At 63.2% G+C, this 20,997-nt stretch carries 14 protein-coding genes and 2 tRNA genes; 9 read left to right on the top strand and 7 right to left on the bottom strand.

Annotation, left to right across the window (positions count from 1 at the left end; genetic code table 11):
• Nucleotides 1–463: 463 nt before the first annotated feature.
• The 6 genes from parE to ACW179_RS15625 form a co-directional block, all read right to left on the bottom strand.
• Nucleotides 464–2,548, bottom strand: a complete 2,085-nt coding sequence (gene parE, locus ACW179_RS15650; RefSeq protein WP_492060388.1) for a DNA topoisomerase IV subunit B — start codon at nt 2,546–2,548, stop codon at nt 464–466.
• Between the two features lie 157 nt (nt 2,549–2,705).
• On the bottom strand, nt 2,706–4,058 hold the full coding sequence (locus ACW179_RS15645; protein WP_492060387.1) for an amidohydrolase family protein: 1,353 nt from the start codon (nt 4,056–4,058) through the stop codon (nt 2,706–2,708).
• On the bottom strand, nt 4,058–5,527 hold the full coding sequence (locus tag ACW179_RS15640; protein WP_492060386.1) for an amidohydrolase: 1,470 nt from the start codon (nt 5,525–5,527) through the stop codon (nt 4,058–4,060). Before ACW179_RS15640 ends, ACW179_RS15645 begins: the two co-directional genes overlap by 1 nt.
• 174 nt (nt 5,528–5,701) lie before the next feature.
• Nucleotides 5,702–7,882 carry a TonB-dependent receptor gene (locus ACW179_RS15635; RefSeq protein ID WP_492060385.1) on the bottom strand — a complete coding sequence of 727 codons (2,181 nt, stop codon included), beginning with the start codon at nt 7,880–7,882 and terminating at the stop codon, nt 5,702–5,704.
• 302 nt (nt 7,883–8,184) lie between these two features.
• Nucleotides 8,185–9,594, bottom strand: a complete 1,410-nt coding sequence (gene glnA, locus ACW179_RS15630; protein ID WP_492060384.1) for a type I glutamate--ammonia ligase — start codon at nt 9,592–9,594, stop codon at nt 8,185–8,187.
• A gap of 45 nt (nt 9,595–9,639) precedes the next feature.
• Nucleotides 9,640–9,978, bottom strand: a complete 339-nt coding sequence (locus tag ACW179_RS15625) for a P-II family nitrogen regulator (protein WP_492060383.1) — start codon at nt 9,976–9,978, stop codon at nt 9,640–9,642.
• A gap of 559 nt (nt 9,979–10,537) precedes the next feature.
• On the opposite strand from ACW179_RS15625, the gene ACW179_RS15620 reads away from it, so the two are divergent.
• From ACW179_RS15620 to ACW179_RS15600, 5 genes are all read left to right on the top strand, one after another.
• On the top strand, nt 10,538–11,107 hold the full coding sequence (locus ACW179_RS15620) for a histidine phosphatase family protein (protein ID WP_492060382.1): 570 nt from the start codon (nt 10,538–10,540) through the stop codon (nt 11,105–11,107).
• 10 nt (nt 11,108–11,117) lie between these two features.
• The gene (locus ACW179_RS15615) at nt 11,118–12,578 is read left to right on the top strand and encodes an NAD(P)H-hydrate dehydratase (RefSeq protein ID WP_492060381.1); all 1,461 of its coding nucleotides are present in this window, start codon (nt 11,118–11,120) and stop codon (nt 12,576–12,578) included.
• A 53-nt stretch (nt 12,579–12,631) separates the two neighbouring features.
• Nucleotides 12,632–12,716, top strand: a tRNA-Leu gene (locus ACW179_RS15610).
• A 190-nt stretch (nt 12,717–12,906) separates the two neighbouring features.
• Nucleotides 12,907–14,265 carry a trigger factor gene (tig, locus tag ACW179_RS15605; protein ID WP_492064332.1) on the top strand — a complete coding sequence of 453 codons (1,359 nt, stop codon included), beginning with the start codon at nt 12,907–12,909 and terminating at the stop codon, nt 14,263–14,265.
• Nucleotides 14,266–14,436: 171 nt separating this feature from the next.
• Nucleotides 14,437–15,063 (top strand): ATP-dependent Clp protease proteolytic subunit, encoded by a 627-nt coding sequence (locus tag ACW179_RS15600; RefSeq protein ID WP_108503697.1) that lies wholly within the window; start codon nt 14,437–14,439, stop codon nt 15,061–15,063.
• Nucleotides 15,064–15,243: 180 nt separating this feature from the next.
• Here the strand turns inward: ACW179_RS15600 and ACW179_RS15595 are convergent, their stop codons facing one another.
• Nucleotides 15,244–15,915 carry an HAD-IB family hydrolase gene (locus ACW179_RS15595; RefSeq protein ID WP_492060380.1) on the bottom strand — a complete coding sequence of 224 codons (672 nt, stop codon included), beginning with the start codon at nt 15,913–15,915 and terminating at the stop codon, nt 15,244–15,246.
• A gap of 346 nt (nt 15,916–16,261) precedes the next feature.
• Between ACW179_RS15595 and clpX the strand changes: the two genes are divergently transcribed.
• The 4 genes from clpX (at nt 16,262) to ACW179_RS15575 (ending at nt 20,954) form a co-directional block, all read left to right on the top strand.
• On the top strand, nt 16,262–17,524 hold the full coding sequence (clpX, locus tag ACW179_RS15590) for an ATP-dependent Clp protease ATP-binding subunit ClpX (RefSeq protein WP_108503699.1): 1,263 nt from the start codon (nt 16,262–16,264) through the stop codon (nt 17,522–17,524).
• Nucleotides 17,525–17,944: 420 nt separating this feature from the next.
• A complete protein-coding gene (lon, locus tag ACW179_RS15585) occupies nt 17,945–20,344 on the top strand; it encodes an endopeptidase La (RefSeq protein WP_492060379.1) in 2,400 nt (799 codons plus the stop codon).
• 147 nt (nt 20,345–20,491) lie between these two features.
• Nucleotides 20,492–20,770, top strand: coding sequence for an HU family DNA-binding protein (locus ACW179_RS15580; protein WP_492060378.1), 279 nt, complete (start codon nt 20,492–20,494; stop codon nt 20,768–20,770).
• A 109-nt stretch (nt 20,771–20,879) separates the two neighbouring features.
• Nucleotides 20,880–20,954, top strand: a tRNA-Val gene (locus ACW179_RS15575).
• Nucleotides 20,955–20,997: the final 43 nt, after the last annotated feature.

Here is a 20,997-nt window from a genome sequence, read left to right as displayed (position 1 = left end):
GCGCTCGTCTTCGTCGAAACGGTACTCACTACAAACCTACATCCGGGCGAGGCCCGGGCGCTCCGCGACCCTTCCCATCCCTTCAGCGGTCAAGCCGCGTGAGGCGGCGAAGCCGTGTCTTTCGGGCAGATGCTCGCCTTTCGGGGGAGCTGTCAGCGAAGCTGACTGAGGGGGTCCCGCGCTGCCCCCTCCGTCCCAAAAGGCAGGGCTATCGCATATGACGTGAGGGAGGCGGTGGCTGCTGAAAACGTTGATGAAACCGGTCGTCCTGCGCCTTGTGCCCAGGACCCATAGCCGGCGGCAGGCTCTGAAATCGAAGATCTCTGCAGCGGAAGAGCCCGGGCCTCAGGTCCACTCAGCGGTTCCCTACACCATGGATCCTGGGCACAAGGCCCAGGAAGACAGTCGTTTTTTGGGTCTTTTCCATACGCGATCATCCTGCCCCAAAAGGGGAGGATCAGGATCAAACGTCCAGGTCAGCCGTCGCGAACTGGGCATTGTCCTGGATGAAGCGGAAGCGCAATTCGGGTTTGCGGCCCATCAGGGTCTCGACCAGATCCTCGACCTCCTCTTCGGAGCGCGGGAGGGTGATCTTGGCCAGGGTTCGCACCGCCGGGTCCATGGTGGTTTCCTTCAGCTGGGCAGCCATCATCTCGCCCAGACCCTTGAAGCGACCGATCTCGGGCTTCTTGTTCTTGAAAGTTGTAGCGAGAAGTTCGTCCTTGTGGGCGTCGTCGCGGGCATATTCGGTCTTGCCGCCATGGCTGATGCGATAGAGCGGCGGCAGGGCGAGAAACAGGTGCCCGCCCCGGATCAGGTTGGGCATGGTGCGATAGAAGAAGGTGATCAGCAGCGAGGCGATGTGGGCGCCATCGACATCAGCGTCGGTCATGATGATGATCCGCTCATAGCGCAGATCTTCCTCGCGATACCGGTTGCCGGGCTGGGCCCCCAGGGCCAGCATCAGGTCAGACAGTTCCTTGTTGGCGGTGAACTTGTCGCCGCTGGCCGATGCGACGTTGAGGATCTTGCCGCGCAGGGGCAGGATCGCCTGGTTCTTGCGATTGCGGGCCTGTTTGGCCGAGCCGCCGGCGCTGTCGCCTTCGACGATGAACAGCTCTGCCCCGTCGACGGCGCTGCCGGCGCAGTCGGCCAGCTTGCCCGGCAGGCGCAGCTTGCGGGTCGCCGAGGCGCGTGAGACTTCCTTGTCCTTGCGACGCTTGAGGCGCTCTTCAGCGCGCTCGATCACAAAGTCCAGCAACGCTTGGGCCGTCTTGGGCGATGCGGTCAGCCAGTGGTCGAACGGGTCGCGCAGGGATGCTTCGACGAAGCGCTGGGCCTCGCTGGAGGACAGCTTTTCCTTGGTCTGACCCTGGAATTCCGGGTTCTTGATGAACACCGAGATCAGGGCGCCGGCCTGGGCGATGACGTCGTCGGCGGTAATGATCGCGGCCCGCTTCTCGCCCTTTAGTTCGGCATAGGCCTTGAGGCCCCGCGTCAGGGCGGCGCGCAGTCCGCTTTCATGGGTGCCGCCTTCTGGGGTGGGCACGGTGTTGCAGTAGGATTGCATGAAGCCGTCGTGCTCGCCGAAACCGCGCGGGGTCCAGGCAATGGCCCATTCGACCGCCCCGGCCTCGCCCTGGCGCTCGATGCGGCCGGCGAAGCTGTCGGGGGTGACGGTTTCCAGGCCCTTGGTCCGCTCGGCCAGGAAGTCGGCCAGGCCGTTGGGGAAGTGGAATGTCGCCTCGGGGGGAGTCTGGTCCTGGATCCGTTCGGCCGCGCAGGACCATTTGATCTGCACGCCGCGGAACAGATAGGCCTTGGACCGGGCCATGCGATAAAGGCGCGCCGGCTTGAAGGCCACGCCCTCGCCGAAGATCTGGTCGTCGGGCTTGAAGCGCACCATCGTGCCGCGCTTCTTGCTGGGAGCGATCTTCTCGACTGGCCCCAGCGGCTTACCGCGCGAAAAGACCTGCAGGTGTTCGAACCCGTCTCGCCAGACAGTGACCTCGACCAGTTCCGAAAGAGCGTTGACCACCGAGGCACCGACGCCGTGCAGACCGCCCGAGGTCTCATAGGCCTTGCCGCTGAACTTCCCGCCGGCGTGCAGGACGGTCATGATGACTTCCAGCGCCGATTTGCCCGGATGCTTGGGATGCGGATCGACCGGCATGCCGCGTCCGTCATCGCGCACCGACAGGAAGCCTTCGGCGTCGAGCTTGACCTCGATCGTCTTGGCGAAACCGGCCACGGCCTCGTCCATCGAGTTGTCGAGTACCTCGGCAAACAGATGGTGCAGGGCCCGCTCGTCGGTGCCGCCGATATACATGCCCGGTCGCATGCGGACGGGCTCGAGCCCTTCGAGGACTTCGATCGAGCTGGCATCGTAGCCGCCCGATGACGGCACGGCCTGGGCGACCGGCGCAGCCGCGACCGGTGCGGGCGTCGGACGCGGGGCAGGGACCGGCGGCGAAGCTGGCGGGACCTTGGCAGGTTCTGCGCCGCCGAACAGCGGGAACAGGGAGTCGGAGTCGTCTTTAGTGGACATTACGGGAACATGCGTCGATTCGGTGTGAAGCTCCGTATGGGCTTCAGACTGCGCGCTGAAAAGAGGCGTATCGCCGCGTGGCCAGGGAAAGCTGGGGAGCAGTGCACCCCGCGCCCCTCAGAGCCAAAGCTTCCGAGGGACACAGGGGGCGGGGCGCTTAGCGATAAGCCGGAGGCATGCCGTTGTCCGGAGCGGCGTAGCGGTCGCGCAGCTGGGTCTGGCGGCTGTCTGTGGGCTGTTCAACGCCGGCGATGAACACCTTGTCGGCCCAGCTGGTAGTTTCGAGCGGATCGCCGGTCCACAGGACGATATCGGCGGCCTTGCCGACTTCCAGCGAACCGATCTTGCCGTCCATGCCCCAGATTTTCGCCGGATTGAGGGTCACTGACGCCAGGGCAGCCGGATAGGGCAGGCCGTTGGCGACCGCGAGGCCGGCATTGAGCCGCTCCTGACGCAGATTGTTGAAGTCGCGCGCCCCATTGATCGCCACCATGACTCCGGCGGCGTTCAGGCGGGCCGCGTTGTCGAGGCGCGAACCCAGGGCCTCGAAGCTGTCAGGCAGGTCGGCCTGGGTATCGACGATCACTGGAACGCCGGCCTTGGCGATCTCGGCGGCCACAAGCCAGCCTTCCTCTGCCCCTTCCAGGATGATCCGGATCTTCTCGTCGGCCGCCAGCTTGAGGGCCAGGCGGATATCCGAGGCGCGATGGACGCGGACCAGCAGCGGGGTCTTGCCCTGCACGACAGGGATTAGGGCCATGAGGTCCAGGCGCGACAGGCCATAGTCGCGTGTGGCACCCTGTTCGAAGGCAGCGCGATTTTTGGCGAAGGCGCGGGCGTCTTCCAGAGCCGACTTGATCAGGACGATCGAGGCCCCGCGCGAGCCGCCGGCGGCGCGGGCCCCGGCTTCGCCCAGCGACACCGTGACCGCGAGCCTTGAGCCCTCGACCAGATCGCTGTCGCCGGCCTGCAGGCGAACGAATGCGGCCTGGCCGCCGAACAGGGGAGGATCGCCAGAGCCGGTAGCGCCTGCCGTCATCTCCTCGACCACGCCGTCATCGGCATGTTCGTGGGCCCCGCCGCCGGCGCCCGACAACACCGGGGTGACGGCCGAGGCCGTTATGCCGCCGTCACGCGCCAGGCCGATCATCGGCGAGGCAGGATTGACGCTGTAGGCGATGTCGAAGCCGGCCGAGAGGGCCGAACCGGTGCCGTCGTCACGGGTTTCCCGCACACCACTGATCTCGGAGGCCGTCAGGTTGGACGACGGCGCAATCAGGCCGGGGGTGACGACCCCGCCCTTGGCGTCGATCACCTTGGCACCCGTCGGTGCCGTGACGTCTGCGCCCAAAGCGACGATCTTGCCGTCCTTCAAGATGATGGTCCCCGAGGGGATTGCCGGGCCACTGATCGGTTCAAGCCGGGCGTTGATGATGGCGATGGTTTGGGCGGCAGCCGGAGCGGCCAGCGCGGCGCAGGCTGCGCCGGCGAGGAGGAAGGACCGGATCATCAGTTGAACGCTCCCTGGCCGGTTTGGCCAAGCTCGAAGTCGGACTTGGGCTGGTACTTCGGATCGCGACGGTCATAGGTCAGGGCGCCGTCGACATAGACCTGCTCAGCCTGGGCGTAGACGCTGAACGGATCGCGGCTCCAGAGCACCAGATCGGCCGCCTTGCCGGGCTCGAGCGAGCCGGTCTTGTCGGCGATGCCCATGGCCTTGGCCGGGTTGACGGTGATCCACTTGATCGCCTCGGCCCGGCTGATGCCGTAGCCGAGCCTGTTACCGGCCGTCATGGCGATGGCGGCTTCCTGGTTGAGGCGCTGGGTCATGATCGGGTCGTCGGAGTGGATGACGACGCAGGCACCGGCTTTCCAGAGGATCGCGGCGTTGGCGTCGATGCCGTCGAGGCTTTCCATCTTGAAGCCGGTCCACGACGCCCAGGTGGCCGAGCAGATCTCTTCCTTGGCCAGCAGAGCACCCACCTTGTAGGACTCGATGGCGTGGTGGAACATCGTGATCTTGTAGCCAAACTCCTTGGCGATATCGACCATCACGGCCATTTCGTCGCCGCGATAGCAGTGGTTCTGAACCAGGATCTCGCCCTTCAGCACGCCGGCCAGGGTTTCCAGCTTCAGGTCGCGCTTGGGGGCGTCGGCCTTCTCGCCCTTGTCCTTCTTGGCGCGATAGTCGTCCCACTTGCGGGCATAGTCGGCGGCGTCAATCCAGGCCGCGCGGAATCCGGCCACGTTGCCCATCGCCGTCGCCGGGGAGCGGCCCTTGCCGCCATAGACGCGCTTGGGGTTCTCGCCGCAGGCCATTTTCAGGCCGTAGGGCGCGCCGGGGAACTTCATGCCCTGCATGGTGGTGGACGGTACGTTCTTGAGTGTCACCGAACGGCCGCCGAACAGATTGGCCGAGCCGGGCAAGACCAGCATGGTGGTGACCCCGCCGGCCCGGGCGCGGTTGAAGCCAGGGTCCTGCGGCCAGACCGAATGTTCGGACCAGACCTGCGAGGTGTTGGGATCAGTGGCTTCATTGCCGTCTGACCGGGCGGAGACGCCGGGAGACGGATAGACGCCCAGGTGGCTATGGGCGTCGATGATGCCGGGCGTGATCCACTTGCCCTTGGCGTCGATCACCGCGACATCGGCCGGAACAGACGTTCCCGGTCCGCCGACCGAAACGATCTTGCCGCCGGAGACGAAGACCACCCCGCCGTCGATCTGCTGGCCGGTTGCGGTCAGGATCGTGGCACCGACGAAGGCCGTGGCCCGAGAGGGCAGGGGCGCATAGGTCGAGGGGAAGCCCGTGGAGGCCGCGCCGTCCAGACCCTTGGGCAGCGGTTTGGCCTCGACTTTTTCAGCCGGCTTGGCCGCCGTTGCGCCGGGCTTGGCGCCGGCTCCCGTCGTCGTCGCGCAGGCGGTAAGCCCCAGCGCGAGCACGCCTACGGCCGCAGCCGTGTAACGCCATCCTGTCATGAAAAACCCCGACTCTCGAAGAGGCGGGCAGGACAGACGAAAAAACATCGCCCGGCAAGTGAGACGGTGCCTCGGATCGTCCGATACGAGAAATTTGTCTCTCATCGACCGTTCACGAAAAAGGGCCGTGGTTTGCGCCACGGCCCTTCCGTCGTTCAGACCCTGGAGGGTCTGTTACATCTTGACGTTCAGCGAGACGCCGATCACGCGCGGCTCATTGACGAAAGCGGTGTTGTTGGTGAAGTCGATTGCGCCCTTGAGGTTGTCCTCGTCGGTGATGTTGCGCGCGAACAAGGCCGCTTCCCAGGCGCCGTCCAGCTTGGCGTAGCCCAGCTTCAGGCCGCCTTCAAAGTCGTTCTTGCTGTAGAACTCCTTGGATTCGTAGAGGAAGAAGTTTGTCAGGCCCTGCTTCTTCCAGTCGGTGAACGCAAACAGCTCGCCGTCAGCACCGAACGGCACAGCATAACGGGCCGTGAAGTCCATCACGTATTCCGGTGCATTGGGGAACGGATTGCCGTTAATCAGAGCCTGGCCCGCAGCGTTGCGCGGATCGACGATCGTGCACATCGAGCAGACGGCGACGGCCAGCGTCTTGTCCTTGATCTTCGTCTCGTTGAAGCTGTAGCCAGCGGTCAGGGTCAGGTTCTCGGTGACGACGAACTCGCCGTCAATTTCGAAGCCGTGTGCTTCGCCCTTCTTGGCATTGATCAGGCGGTTGGAGTTGGAGCCACCGCCGACGGCGCTGAACTGCGGATCATCGATGGTGTAGGTGAAGACCGCGCCGTTCAGGCGCACGCGCCGATCAAGCAGTTCGCTCTTCAGGCCCAGCTCGTAGGACATGATCGTTTCGGACTGCGCGACCGAGGGGGGCGAGAAGAAGGCGATGTCGCGGCCCTGGATCGATGGACCACGGAAGCCCGATGCCACCTTGGCATAGACGCTGACATTCTCGGCGACGGCGTAGAACGCGCTGAGGTCCCAGCTGGCCCTCTCGTCGGAGACCGAAACCGGCGCGGCCGGATTGGGGCCCGACACGACCTTCAGGTCCTTGTCGTCGCTGGTGTAACGCAGGCCGCCCGTCAGGGTCAGGGCTTCGGTGGCCTTATAGGAGGCCTGGCCGAAGACGGCCCACGACTTGTTGTTCTGTTCCAGCGTTGTGGCCGGTGCAAAGCCCGGGTCGGTGCGGATCTGGTAGCTGGAGTCGAAGTAGAAGGCTCCAACCTGCCAGGTCAGCGGACCGTCGGTGTCGCTGGCCAGACGGAGTTCCTGCGTGACCTGGTCCAGTTGCTTGATACCGTCCGTGCTTTCCGAGGGGAACAGGAACGGACCGGTTGTGGTCAGGTTGCCGCCGTCAATGTCGCCCCGGCTGGAGCCGTCGGTGCTTTCGTAGGCTGTGATCGAGGTCAGGGTGACGCCGCCGAAGTCGTAATCGACCTTTGCCGAGGTGCCCCAGCCGTCATAGGCCTGCGGGTTGTTGGCACCCGCGTCGAACGCGACGGTGTCACGGTCATAGCGGCTGTTCAGCTTGTTGGAGCCCTTGGTCAGGATATTGGCTCGGAAAACTGCGGCCGTGCCTTCCAGGTCGCGGCCGTGGATATTGAACAGGGCACTCAGCTTTTCGGTGGGCGTGAACAGCACCTGCAGTCGAGCAGCCTTTTCGTCGAAGCCGCCCAGAGCGTCCTTCTGGCGGGTGAAGCTGTTGTCGATCCAGTTGTCGCGGTGCTGAACCAGCAGCGAGGCGCGGGCCGAGACCTTGCCGGGGACCAGAGCCCCGCCGACGCCGCCGTCGAAGGTGAGGGTGTTGTAGCTGCCATAGGTGACGGCGGCGCGAGCCTTCAGCTCTTCGCTCGGCTTGATGCTGGCGAACTTGACGATGCCGGCCGTGGTGTTGCGACCAAACAGGGTGCCCTGCGGGCCGCGCAGAACTTCCACTTGGTCCAGGTCGAACAGCGGCGAGCTCTTCAGGACGACGTTCTCGAGAACCACATCGTCCTGGATGATCGAGACCGGCTGCGAGGCAGCGAGGTCGAAGTCGCTATTGCCGAGGCCACGGATATAGAAACGGGGAGCAACCCGACCGTTCGACGATTCCGCATAGAGGCCCGGAACCTTGCCTGAGAGGGCCAGGATGTCATCCCCTGCAGCGAAGGTTGATTGCAGGGCTTCGCCAGACAGGGCAGCGACCGAGACCGGAACGTCCTGCAGGTTCTCGCTGCGCTTCTGAGCGGTGACGATGACCTCGCCGACCGTGTCCTGGGCCATGGCCGAGGGAGCGACGGCGATGGCGGCGCAGAGGGCGGCGGCGCCGCAGGTGGCGCTAAGCGCGCGGCGGAAAGTGCGATTGGGCTGGTGCATGGAGAGATCCTGCTGGCTGGGTCTGGCCGGGTGTCGCTGTCACTGCTGGGGCGTTCACGCGGCGTCCGTTGCCGTGCGATAGGCGAAGTTGCCGCACCTGCGATACCGCTTGCCATCCGATTTGCTGGGGTTCGGATCGATTGCGGCGGTTCTGTTGCGTAGTTGCGACAATTTTGCTCAGCGGGTGCCACTTAAGTAAGAAACCATTCCCAGGGGCAGTTGCCGAACCAGGCGCATTTTCAAATGAAAAGGGCCGGAGATTGCTCTCCGGCCCCCGCTAGTGGTGTTTGAGTTCTCTCAGACTAGCACTTGTAGTACATGTCGAATTCGACGGGGTGCGGGTGCAGTTGCAGGCGCATGACTTCTTCCATCTTCAACTCGATGTAGCTGTCGATGAAGTCGTCATCCATGACGCCGCCGGCCTTCAGGAAGGCGCGGTCCTTGTCGAGGTTTTCCAGAGCTTCGCGGAGCGAACCGCAGACTTCCGGGATCTTCTTCTGCTCGCGCGGGGGAAGATCATAGAGGTTCTTGTCGGCGGGTTGACCTGGGTCGATCTTGTTGTTGATGCCGTCCAGGCCGGCCATCAGCAGAGCGACGAAGGTCAGGTACGGGTTACCCATCGGGTCGGGGAAGCGGGCTTCCAGACGCTTGGCCTTGGGCGAATCGACGTGCGGGATACGGATCGAGGCCGAGCGGTTGCGGGCCGAATAGGCCAACTTCACCGGGGCTTCATAGCCGGGAACCAGGCGCTTGTACGAGTTCGTCGTCGAGTTCGAGAACGCGTTGATCGCCTTGGCGTGCTTGATGATGCCGCCGATGTACCACAGGCACATGTCCGACAGGCCGGCATACTTGTCGCCAGCGAACAGCGGCTGGCCGTCGCCCCAGATCGACTGGTGGACGTGCATGCCCGAACCATTGTCGCCGAACATCGGCTTGGCCATGAAGGTGGCCGTCTTGCCGTAGGCGTGGGCCACGTTGTGGATCACGTACTTGTAGAGCTGCATGCGGTCGGCCATCACGACCATGGTGTCGAACTTCAGGCCAAGCTCGTGCTGGGCGGGCGCCACTTCGTGGTGGTGCTTTTCCGGCTTCATACCCAGCTCGCCCATGACGGCCAGCATTTCGCCGCGCAGGTCCTGGGCGCTATCGACCGGATTGACCGGGAAGTAACCGCCCTTGGGGCCAGGACGGTGACCCATATTGCCTTCGGCGTAGGTCTTGGCCGAGTTGCCGGGCAGTTCGATGGAGTCGAACGAGTAGCTGGTGTCGCTCGGCGAGGTGTTCCACTTCACGTCGTCGAAAATGAAGAACTCGGCTTCCGGGCCGAAATAGACGGTGTCGCCGATACCCGACGACTTCACATAGGCCAGGGCGGCCTTGGCGATCGAGCGGGGGTCGCGGTTGTACGGGGTGCCGCTGTCAGGATTCACGACGTCGCAGAACAGGGCCAGTGTCGTCTGCTGGTAGAACGGATCGATGATCGCGCTCGACAGGTCGGGACGCAGCTTCATGTCCGACTCGTTGATGGCCTTCCAGCCGGCGATCGACGAGCCGTCGAACATGGTGCCATCATTGAGGAAGTCGTCATCGACCAGATCGATGTCGAACGTGACGTGCTGCAGCTTGCCGCGAACGTCGGTGAAGCGGACGTCGACATATTTGACGTCCTTTTCCTTGATCAGGTCCAGGATTTCCTTGGCGGTGCTCATTCCGTATCCCCTTCTTGAGCCTCGTATACGTTTTCAGGTCTGCGCCTAGACGGCGGCAGGGCCCTGTTCTCCGGTTCGGATGCGGATGACTTCCACAATGTCCGAGACGAAAATCTTGCCGTCACCAATGCGCCCGGTACGGGCTGCACGAGTGATGGCTTCCAGCGCAGGTTCCAGCTGGTTGTCTTCGACGACGACCTCAACCTTGATCTTAGGGAGGAAGTCCACGACGTACTCAGCGCCGCGATAGAGTTCTGTGTGACCCTTCTGACGGCCATATCCCTTGGCCTCGAGCACGGTCATGCCCTGGACGCCCATGTCCTGGAGCGCCTCCTTAACCTCATCCAGCTTGAACGGCTTGATGATGGCTTCGATCTTCTTCATCGGTTCGACTTCCGGGGCCACCGGCGCGGCGCGCCCTTCATTGAGGGGCACCGATCATGACGGCCTCGATCGCCGCAAGCGCGACCCTCTGGGAAACCTGAACTGTCGCGCGACCAAGTCTGGAATGATGAAAAATTAGACCGCATTTGCTGCCAAAGCGTGCAGAATGCCGTTGTCCGCCAAATGGCCTTGCGGCGTGGGCTTTCAGCCCTACCATTTTGCGAAACAGTCGTTCGAACCGGGGGTGAAGTGCGGATTGTGGGGCCGGTTCGTCTGGGTTTGGAGATGATCCTCAGTCGCAGAACTCGTGAGAATGAGGGCTGCGCTTCCAAAGTGCTGAAGATTTTGGCGTAAGGCGTGCGCTCAAGTGGTGCGTTTTTGGGGTCGGTTCTTGCTGGAGTTCACGCTCGATGGGCATTCGATTTCGGTAATCTAGGCCCTGGCGGAGTTTCCGCGCGCCCCATTGAGCGCCTGAGCAAAGCTGCAGCGCCAACTGCACGGGACAGGGCACCCGGATTTGCCGGTCGCTGAATCCTCTTAATTGTACAAGGACCGGTCCATGCATCGTCTCCAGGTTATTCGCCACGGCCGCCCCGGTTCGAGCTGGGGTGATGCGGACGAGGATCCCGGCCTTGACGCCGAGGGCCATGCGCAAGCGGTGGCGGTCGCGGCTGAGATCATGGCCTTGCCCGAGGGGGATCGTCCGACCCGAGTCATTTCCTCGCCTCTTCGCCGATGTCGCGAGACTGCAGAGCCCCTGGCCCAGGCCCTTGGGGTGGAGCTGTTGGTCGATTCCCGTGTCGGCGAAATTCCTACCCCCGAGAGCATCCCCGCGACAGATCGACCAGCCTGGCTGCGCAAGGCGTTTGAGGGCACTTGGGAGCAGATTGACGGCGATCTGGACTATGGGGTTTGGGCCCAGGAGGTCGCTGCTGCCTTGGTCGACCATGCCGGCGCGGCGGTCTTCAGCCATTTCGTCGCTCTCAATGCCGCTGTCAGCGTCGCCACCGGCGAAGACAGGGTGGCGGCGTTTCGTCCGGACCATTGCTCGGTCACGGCATTCGAAGTGCGCGATGGTCGCTTGATCCTTGTCGAAAAAGGACGCGAAGCTCAAAGCCAGGTGCTCTGAGGGAATCGTCATGACCCGCGAGATCATGACCGTCGCTGAGATGGGCGCAGCAGACAGGGCCGCTGTTGCGGGAGGTGTTCCGACGACCGCCTTGATGGAGCGGGCCGGCCTGGCGGTCGCAGAGGCCGTGCGAGCCAGGTTCGAGCCCTGTCCGGTGGTGATCTGGTGCGGGCCTGGCGACAATGGCGGTGACGGTTACGTTGTTGCGCGTCATCTACAGGACAAGGGTTGGCCGGTCCGCGTCGAAGCGGCTGCCCCGCCGGCCACGACGGCCGCACAGTGGGCCGCAGGCCGCTGGAAGGGCGATGCGGAGCCTCTTTCCCCAGATCCTGTGCCCGCAGGTCTCTTTATAGACGCATTGTTTGGCGCGGGCCTTTCCCGGCCGCTGGAGGGTGACGTTGCCAGGCTTGCGCGGGCTGTCTCAGGACTCAAGGCGCCGGTCATCGCGATCGACACACCCAGCGGAATCGCCGGCGACACGGGGCGCGCTCAAGGCGACACTGCGTTTCGCGCCGATCTGACCGTAACCTTTCACCGGCGAAAGCCCGCCCATGTCCTCGCCGAAGGCCGCAGGGCGTGCGGGGAGATCCTAGTGGCGGATATAGGCCTTGAGGCTCCGTCGGACCCCTTCACATTGCATGAGAACACCCCAGACCTCTGGGTGGCCAAGTTTCCATGGCCCGCGCCGGACGCCCACAAGCACCGAAGAGGGCGTCTGAAGGTGATCAGCGGCGATTCCTGGAGCACAGGTGCTGCCCGTCTGGCGGCGCGGGGCGGTTTAAGAATCGGTGCGGGCGTTGTGACGATCCTTTCCCCGCCGGGCGCCCTGGCGGTGAACGCCGCCCATCTGGAAGCGGTTATGCTGGCACCTCTCGATAGCGAGGTCGGGCTTGAGGCGGACGCAGAGGCCGCGGACGCGGTGATTATCGGTCCCGCAGCAGGCGTGGGGGAGGGGACGATGCGCAATCTGTTCGCCATCGCCCGCACAGGCGCGGCCTTGATTGTCGATGCCGACGCCCTGACCAGCTTTCGGTACGATCCAGAAGCCCTGTTCTCGGCGCTGGACCGCGACGACGTGCTCACCCCGCATCCCGGTGAGTTCGAGCGGATCTTTCCGGGCCTGCTGGCGCGGTCGCCCGAACGGATCACGGCGGCCCGCGAGGCGGCCCGACTGGCCGGCGCAGTCGTGCTGCTGAAGGGGTCCGATACAGTCGTGGCGGCACCGGATGGTCGCGCCGCAGTGTCGTTGAACGGAACGCCCTGGTTGGCGACGGCGGGCTCGGGCGATGTTCTGGCAGGCTTCATCGGTGGCTTGATCGCCCAGGGCATGGATAGCTTTGAAGCGGCCTGCGCGGGAGTCTGGATTCATGCCGAGTGCGGAGCATTGCACGGTCCGGGGCTGATTTCCGAGGATCTGCCGGGGCTGGCGCCGGCGATTCTGGCCCGGCTGCTGGCCCGAAGCGACCTCTGATCCCCAAGGTGCCCTTGCGCCACGCGGTCTAAGTCCGTAAGCCGTGCGCCCACGCGGATGTGGCGAAACTGGTAGACGCACCAGATTTAGGTTCTGGCGCCGAGAGGCGTGGAGGTTCGAGTCCTCTCATCCGCACCAGTTCTAGGGGTCGTTCCCGCCTGCAAAGGGCCGGGCGCGACTTTTGCCGCTGGCGCTCTTGGATGGTCGCGCACGTCGTGACATAAGAGCGCTCTTTCGCCGCCCCGGCCTCGCGGGCGGCGTCGATGTTTTGGACCCCAGGGCGGACCCCCGACGCGTGCGTCGCAGGTCCGAGAATTTAAGAATGTCGATGCAGATCGTTGAAAAGTCGGGCGAAGGCCTCAGCCGCGTTTATGGAGTGACGGTGCCGGCCGCTGAGCTGGCTTCGCGTCTTGAAGCTCGGATCGCTGAAGTCGCGCCGCAAATGAACGTTAAGGGGTTCCGCCCCGGCAAGGTTCCCGCCGCGCACGTGCGCCGCCTGTATGGCAAGGCGCTGATGGGCGAAGTCGTCGAGCAGGCGCTCAACGAAACCACCCAGAAGGTTCTGGAAGACAACAAGCTGCGTCCGGCCGGCCAGCCCGACCTGAAGCCTTCGTCGGATATGGAAAAGGTCATCGCCGGTGGCGAAGATCTGTCGTTCGACCTGGCTGTTGAGGTCATGCCTGACTTCGAGCCGATCGATCCGACCACCATCGCTCTGACCAAGCCGGTCTACAAGGTGAGCGATGCCGAGGTCGATGAGGCCCTGGCAGAACTGGCCAAGCAGGCCCGCACCTATGAGCCCCGCAAGGGAAAGAGCCTGAAGGCGAAGGACGGCGATCAACTGCTGATCGACTTCGTCGGCACGGTTGACGGCGTTGAATTCGCAGGCGGCAAGGCTGAAGGTGCCGAGCTGGTGCTCGGTTCGGGCCAGTTCATTCCCGGTTTCGAAGAGCAACTGGTCGGTGCCAAGCCGGGCGACGAACTGGTCGTGAAGGTCACGTTCCCGGAAGACTATCAGGCCAAGGATCTGGCCGGTAAGGCTGCTGAATTCGCCACCAAGGTGACCGAAGTTCGCGCCCCGGTCGATGCTGAGGCCGATGACGAACTGGCCAAGCGCCTGGGCCTGTCGGATCTTGCCGCCCTCAAGGACCTTCTGAAGTCCAACCTGTCGGGCCGCTACGACAATTCCTCGCGCTTCAAGCTCAAGCGCGCCCTGCTGGACGTGCTGGACACCAGCCACGACTTCCCGCTGCCGCCGCGCATGGTGGACGCCGAGTTCGCCGGCATTTGGCAACAGGTCCAGGCCGACAAGACGCAGGGCGGCCTGCCGCCCGAAGACGCCGACAAGACCGAAGACCAGCTCAAGGACGAGTACCGCAAGATCGCCGAGCGCCGCGTGCGCCTGGGTCTGGTGCTCGCCGAGATCGGCCGCAAGAACGAAGTGGCCGTGACCGACCAGGAGCTGACCGACGCCATCATGCGCGAAGCCCGCCAGTATGGCGCGCAAGCTCAGCAGGTGTTCGATATGTATCGTCAGCGCACCGACCTGCAGGCCGCCCTGCGCGCCCCGATCTATGAAGACAAGGTCGTCGACCTGATCTTCGGCAAGGCCAAGATCGAGGAAAAGGAAGTTTCCAAGGACGAGCTCCTGGAAGAAGATGATCTGCCGGAAGGCTACGGCGGCTAAGGCTACCGTCCATCCTCGAATGGGGCGCGGCTCGCGAGGGCCGCGCCTTTTTCTTTGCCCAAAGCGTGGGGCGGGCTCCTTGCAACCTGTTAAGCCCCACGCGATATGCGTTAGCGACGCCGCGCGAGGTCTGATTCGCGCGGCCCTAAAACGCGAAAAAGGGCGACCCCTATGTATGATCCGATGGCGACGGCGATGAACCTCGTGCCGATGGTGGTCGAACAGACCAGCCGCGGCGAGCGTGCGTTCGACATTTTCTCCCGCCTTCTGAAAGAGCGGATCATCTTCCTGACCGGCCCCGTCGAAGACGGCATGGCCAGCCTGATCTGCGCTCAACTGCTCTTCCTGGAGTCCGAGAACCCCAAGAAGGAAATCGCCATGTACATCAACTCGCCGGGCGGCGTGGTGACGGCTGGCCTCGCGATCTATGACACCATGCAATACATCAAGAGCCCGGTCTCGACGGTGTGCATGGGCATGGCCGCCTCGATGGGCAGCCTGCTGCTGTGCGCCGGCGCCGCCGGCCACCGTATCTCGCTGCCGAACTCGCGCATCATGGTCCACCAGCCGTCGGGCGGCTTCCGCGGCCAGGCCTCGGACATCGAGCGCCACGCCGAGGACATCATCAAGACCAAGCGCCGCCTGAACGAGATCTACGTCAAGCATTGCGGTCGCACCTATGAAGAGGTTGAGCGCACGCTTGATCGCGACCACTTCATGAGCGCCGAAGAGGCCAAGGCCTGGGGTCTGATTGACCACATCAATGAGAGCCGCGACGGCCCAGACATCGCCGAATAGGACCTAGGCCACAAAACGATCAAGCCGCCGACCTCGGGGTCGGCGGCTTTTTCATTCGACACCAGCAGTTGCCAGGCTCTCTAGAGCGGGTGATCTGATGGAATCAGATCACCCGCTCTAGTCTTTTGTTTTCACGCGCGTTTCATTCCGAAAACCGGTTCCCACTTTTCGGAACGCGCCCTAGGCTGGCTTTCCGCGAAAGACGCGGAAGCCCCGCTCATCAGCGATCGCCAGCATCTCGGTGTCTCCTGACGTATCGCCATAGGCGGCCGTCAGACGCACAGAGTCGCCGAAGACTTCCTTCAGGCGGACAACCTTCTCCTTGGCGCGGCAATTCGGACCGGCCAGGGGGCCGATGACCTTGTCATTGAGATCGAAGGCCAGCCGGGTCCCGATAAGCATGTCAGCGCCCAGGCCGCGAGCGAACGGCGCGACGATGATATCCGGCGAGGCTGTCACGATCACCAGCTTGGCTCCCTTGGCGCGCCAGCGCCGCCAGACGGCCACGGCGTCGGGGCGGAAGAGGGAAGGGGCGTAAAGCTCGGCGAATGTCCGGGCGTCGGCTTCAAGCCGTGCCTGACTGACACCCTTCAGGAACTCGCGCACGGCGGCGGCTTTTAACTTGCCGCGATTGCGATTGAAGACGTAGGCGATCAGGGCAGGCGTTAGCCGGACAAGGCCCAGGGCCCAGCGAGCGGGCCCGGCGCGCCATTTCAGGAACGCATTGAAGCTGTCGCGCACGGTGAGCGTGCCGTCGAAATCGAACGCCACCAGCGCCGGCTCGCCCATCAGGTCACCGGTCATAGGCATCGATGCCGTAAGGCCCTTGGCCATCAGTGAGCGCTTCGCCATGGGTCTCCGCGCGCGACTGGCGCGTCCTGCTGTGTGGGCGGGTGTTCGACCACGATTCCTGCCTCGCTTCTAAGGTCTTCCACGATTGGTGGAAGGCCCATCGCGAACCAACTGTTGCGCCTTAACCCTTGCGCCCCATTTTAGGATAGAAAGCCATGACACGGCACACCGCATTCGTGAGTCCTGCGCCTGAAAAGGGTGGCAAGGGTTGTGAACTGCGGTCGGATCGGGGAATGTCAAGGATTAGACAACTCCCGGCCTGTAGGCTGTCCCTTCGGCGGCGGCGTGTGAGCCAGGAGCGGGTGTCGCGGCAGTAGCCGTCGCCGCCATAGCGTGAGAAGCGACCATGACGAAAGCCGCGAGCGGCGATACCAAGAGCACTCTGTATTGTTCTTTCTGCGGAAAGAGTCAGCATGAGGTGCGCAAGCTCATCGCGGGACCGACGGTCTTCATTTGCGATGAATGCGTCGAGCTCTGCATGGATATCATCCGCGAAGAGCACAAGATTGCTTTCGTGAAGTCGAAGGATGGTGTCCCGACCCCACGCGAAATCTGCGAGGTTTTGGACGATTACGTAATCGGTCAGGGGCATGCCAAGAAGGTGCTCGCTGTCGCGGTTCACAATCACTACAAGCGCCTGAACCACGCCTCTAAGAACAACGACGTCGAACTGGCCAAGTCGAATATCCTGCTGGTCGGCCCGACGGGCACCGGCAAGACGCTTCTGGCCCAGACCCTGGCGCGAATCATCGACGTGCCCTTCACGATGGCTGACGCCACCACCCTGACCGAAGCCGGTTATGTGGGTGAAGATGTCGAGAACATCGTGCTGAAGCTGCTGCAGGCCGCCGACTACAACGTCGAACGTGCCCAGCGCGGCATCGTCTATATCGACGAAATCGACAAGATCAGCCGCAAGTCCGACAATCCGTCGATCACCCGCGACGTATCGGGTGAAGGCGTGCAGCAGGCCCTTCTGAAGATCATGGAAGGCACCGTAGCCTCCGTGCCGCCGCAGGGCGGGCGCAAGCATCCTCAGCAGGAGTTCCTGCAGGTCGACACGACCAACATCCTGTTCATCTGCGGCGGCGCTTTCGCGGGCCTGGAGCGCATCATCTCGGCACGCGGCCAGGGCAAGTCTATCGGCTTCGGCGCCAAGGTGGCCGATCCGGAAGAGCGTCGCACGGGCGAGATCCTGCGCAACGTCGAGCCGGATGATCTGCAGCGCTTTGGCCTGATCCCGGAATTCATCGGTCGTCTGCCTGTGATCGCCACCCTGGAGGACCTCGACGAGGCGGCCCTGGTGAAGATCCTGACCGAACCGAAGAATGCCTTCGTCAAGCAGTATCAGCGCCTGTTCGAGATGGAGAACATCGGCCTGACCTTCACCGAAGACGCCCTGCATGGTGTGGCCACCAAGGCCATCGCCCGCAAGACCGGCGCCCGCGGGCTTCGCTCGATCATGGAAGGCATCCTGCTGGAGACCATGTTCGAACTGCCCAACTATGAGGGCGTCGAGGAAGTGGTCGTCAACGCCGAGGTCGTCGAAGGCCGCGCTCAGCCGTTGTTGATCTATGCCGAGAAAAAGGGTGGGGCCGCTTCGGCCTAAGCTCGAACTTGAACCCCTTCTGATGCTTTTCGAAAAGGCATCAGAAGGGGCTTCAGGCATTTCGCGAGAAAACACGCAAATGCTCGTCACGAGCAGAATTTAATGGGCTGGAGCGTGGAAAAGCGCTTCACCCCCTTCTCGTGTTTGTCGCCTTCGGGGCAATGCCAGCGTTGCCTGCAATACCGTTTCAGGATGTTTGAAAACGACCGCACTCGTCGTGCAACTTGACCGCGCGTCCGCGACCTGTGGTCGCTAAGCACGGGTCGTGCTTGAAGATCGTCGCGAAACGTCCACATAAATAACGACCATTCGTCCAGTCCCGGGCGGACGGGTCGCACGACTCAGGCGCATCGTCTGGTGTGACGGCGGCCCGCATGGCTGAGCGCGAGTGCAACGCGTCAGCCAGGAGTAGAAAGCATCATGTCTGAGATTCGTACGCTTCCTGTGCTGCCCCTGCGCGATATCGTTGTGTTCCCGCACATGGTGGTTCCGCTGTTCGTAGGCCGTGACAAGTCCGTGCGCGCCCTTGAAGAGGTGATGCGCGGTGACAAGCAGATCCTGCTGGTGACCCAGAAGAACTCGGCTGACGATGACCCGGCACCGGGCGACATCTACGACGTCGGTGTTCTGGCGACCGTGCTGCAACTGCTGAAGCTTCCCGATGGCACCGTAAAGGTGCTGGTTGAAGGCAAGGGCCGCGCAGCGGTCGTGCGGTTTACCGATCAAGAGTCCTTCTACGAGGCCCAGATCGGGGAAGTGAACGAGGACGAGGGCGTGGGTCCCGAAGCCGAAGCGCTTTCGCGCGCCGTGGTCGAGCAGTTCGAGAACTACGTCAAACTGAACAAGAAGGTGCCGCCCGAGGCCCTGGCGTCGATCCCGCAGATCGCTGAACCGGCCAAGCTGGCCGACAGCATCGCCGCTCACCTGTCGGTGAAGATCAGCGACAAGCAGCACCTGCTGGAAATCTTCGACATCGTGAAGCGCCTTGAGAAGGTCTTCGCCCTTATGGAGGGCGAGATCAGCGTCCTGCAGGTCGAGAAGAAAATCCGCTCGCGCGTAAAGCGCCAGATGGAGAAGACCCAGCGCGAATACTATCTGAACGAGCAGATGAAGGCGATCCAGCGCGAGCTGGGCGATCCTGACGACCAACGGGACGAACTGATCGACCTCGAAAAGCGGATCAAAAAGACCCGGCTTTCCAAGGAAGCCCGCGTCAAGGCTGAAGGCGAGCTCAAGAAGCTGCGCAACATGAGCCCGATGTCTGCCGAGAGCACGGTGGTGCGCAACTATCTCGACTGGATGCTGTCGATCCCGTGGGGCAAGGCCAAGACCAAGAAGATCGACCTGAACGAGGCCGAAGCCATCCTCGACGCCGACCACTACGGGCTGGAAAAGGTCAAGGAACGCATACTTGAGTACCTCGCCGTTCAGGCGCGCACTAACTCGCTGAAGGGGCCGATCCTCTGCCTGGTCGGACCTCCCGGCGTCGGCAAGACCTCGCTGGGCAAGTCGCTGGCCAAGGCCACGGGCCGCGAGTTCGTGCGGATGAGCCTTGGCGGGGTCCGCGACGAGGCCGAGATCCGCGGCCACCGCCGTACCTATATCGGTTCGATGCCCGGCAAGGTCATCCAGTCGATGAAGAAGGCCAAGACGACCAACGCCTTCGTCCTGCTGGATGAAATCGACAAGATGGGCAGCGACTATCGCGGCGATCCTGCCTCGGCTCTGCTCGAAGTGCTGGACCCGTCGCAGAACTCGGCTTTCGGCGATCACTATCTGGAGGTCGATTACGACCTCTCGCAGGTGATGTTCGTTACGACGGCCAACAGCCTCAACATGCCCCAGCCGCTGCTGGACCGCATGGAGATCATTCGCATCGCCGGCTACACCGAGGATGAGAAGCTCGAGATCGCCACGCGCCATGTCCTGCCAAAACTCGTCAAGGACCACGGTCTGAAGGACTCTGAGTTCGTGGTGCCCGAAAAGGCTATCCGCGACCTGATCCGCTATTATACCCGCGAAGCCGGCGTGCGGTCGCTTGAGCGGGAACTGGGCAAGCTGGCTCGCAAGGCTGTCCGTGACCTGGGCCGTGAGAAGATCACGACCATCACGATCGATGACGAGCGTCTGGCCAAGTATGCGGGCGTCAAGAAGTACCGCTATGGCGAGACCGACGAGGTCGATCAGGTTGGCATCGTCACCGGTTTGGCCTGGACCGAGTTCGGCGGAGACATCCTGACGATTGAGGCGGTGAAAATGCCGGGCAAGGGCCGCATGACGGTCACCGGTAACCTCAGGGACGTGATGAAGGAGTCGATCTCGGCGGCTCAATCCTATGTTCGCTCTAGGGCGCTGCACTTTGGCGTCAAGCCGCCGATCTTCGAAAAGACCGACGTGCACATCCACGTGCCGGATGGCGCGACGCCCAAGGACGGACCGTCGGCCGGCGCCGCCATGGCCGTGGTCATGGTCTCGGTTCTGACCGGTATCCCCATTCGCAAGGATATCGCCATGACCGGCGAGATCACCCTGCGGGGTCGTGTCACGGCGATCGGAGGTCTCAAGGAAAAGCTGCTCGCGGCGCTACGCTCCGGCGTGAAGACCGTACTGATCCCCGAAGAGAACGAAAAGGATCTGGTCGACGTACCGCAGTCGGTGAAGGACGGACTTGAGATTATCCCGGTCTCGACCGTGGATGAGGTGCTCAAACATGCCCTGATTGGCCCCTTGACGCCGATCGAGTGGAGCGAGGCTGATGAGCCAATTGCTGCAACTGCGAAGGTCGAAGACGGAGACGCGGACGCCGTTTTGACCCACTGAGTTAAGTTACCGTCGATAAGTTGTGCGGCGCGGGTCATTCCCGCGCCGCCTTCGTTTGACGGGACTTTTTCTGCGGCCATAATCTCCGCCGAGCGAAGCGGCATCGGCTTTTACAAGGCGCCGCCGCTCTCAGGCTGGGAGAAAAACATGACCACAAAAGCCGAACTCGTAACGGCGATCGCCGAAAAGGCGGGCATCAACAAAAATCAGGCCAAGGACGCTCTGGAAGCCTTCATCGAATCCGTCACCGACTCGCTGAAGTCGGGCCAGGACGTACGCCTCGTGGGCTTCGGCACGTTCAAGGCAGTGGCCCGCGCGGCGGGCACCGCCCGAAATCCCCGCACAGGCGAAACGGTGAATCGCCCGGCCTCGAAGACCGCGCGTTTCCAGGTCGGCGAAGGCCTGAAGACCAGCCTGAACGGCTAAGACGTTTTCAACGTTAAGAGGGCGGCGCGCCGTGTGGCGCGCTTGCCCTTTTTCTTTTCTCGCTTTGCGCAAACGGTTTCGAAGGCTAGAAGGCCCGACGCATTTTTGTGGGCGGTTAGCTCAGCGGTAGAGCGTCTCGTTTACACCGAGAGGGTCGGGGGTTCGATCCCCTCACCGCCCACCAATCTTTGCGATGCCTCGGGGCGATCCACGATCGGCCCCGCCGG

It is taken from the genome of Caulobacter sp. AVps18, assembly GCF_058681425.1.
The sequence above is the reverse complement of the archived record's forward strand: the minus strand, read 5'-3'. Positions and strand labels throughout refer to the sequence as shown.

Coding starts and splice junctions, on each gene's coding strand:
- ACW179_RS15625 (WP_492060383.1), bottom strand. CDS start 9,978: ATGAAGAAGATCGAAGCCATCATCAAGCCGTTCAAGCTGGATGAGGTT.
- ACW179_RS15595 (WP_492060380.1), bottom strand. CDS start 15,915: ATGGCGAAGCGCTCACTGATGGCCAAGGGCCTTACGGCATCGATGCCT.
- ACW179_RS15600 (WP_108503697.1), top strand. CDS start 14,437: ATGTATGATCCGATGGCGACGGCGATGAACCTCGTGCCGATGGTGGTC.
- ACW179_RS15640 (WP_492060386.1), bottom strand. CDS start 5,527: ATGACAGGATGGCGTTACACGGCTGCGGCCGTAGGCGTGCTCGCGCTG.
- ACW179_RS15580 (WP_492060378.1), top strand. CDS start 20,492: ATGACCACAAAAGCCGAACTCGTAACGGCGATCGCCGAAAAGGCGGGC.
- clpX (WP_108503699.1), top strand. CDS start 16,262: ATGACGAAAGCCGCGAGCGGCGATACCAAGAGCACTCTGTATTGTTCT.
- ACW179_RS15620 (WP_492060382.1), top strand. CDS start 10,538: ATGCATCGTCTCCAGGTTATTCGCCACGGCCGCCCCGGTTCGAGCTGG.
- ACW179_RS15615 (WP_492060381.1), top strand. CDS start 11,118: ATGACCCGCGAGATCATGACCGTCGCTGAGATGGGCGCAGCAGACAGG.
- ACW179_RS15645 (WP_492060387.1), bottom strand. CDS start 4,058: ATGATCCGGTCCTTCCTCCTCGCCGGCGCAGCCTGCGCCGCGCTGGCC.
- glnA (WP_492060384.1), bottom strand. CDS start 9,594: ATGAGCACCGCCAAGGAAATCCTGGACCTGATCAAGGAAAAGGACGTC.
- ACW179_RS15635 (WP_492060385.1), bottom strand. CDS start 7,882: ATGCACCAGCCCAATCGCACTTTCCGCCGCGCGCTTAGCGCCACCTGC.
- parE (WP_492060388.1), bottom strand. CDS start 2,548: ATGTCCACTAAAGACGACTCCGACTCCCTGTTCCCGCTGTTCGGCGGC.
- lon (WP_492060379.1), top strand. CDS start 17,945: ATGTCTGAGATTCGTACGCTTCCTGTGCTGCCCCTGCGCGATATCGTT.
- tig (WP_492064332.1), top strand. CDS start 12,907: ATGCAGATCGTTGAAAAGTCGGGCGAAGGCCTCAGCCGCGTTTATGGA.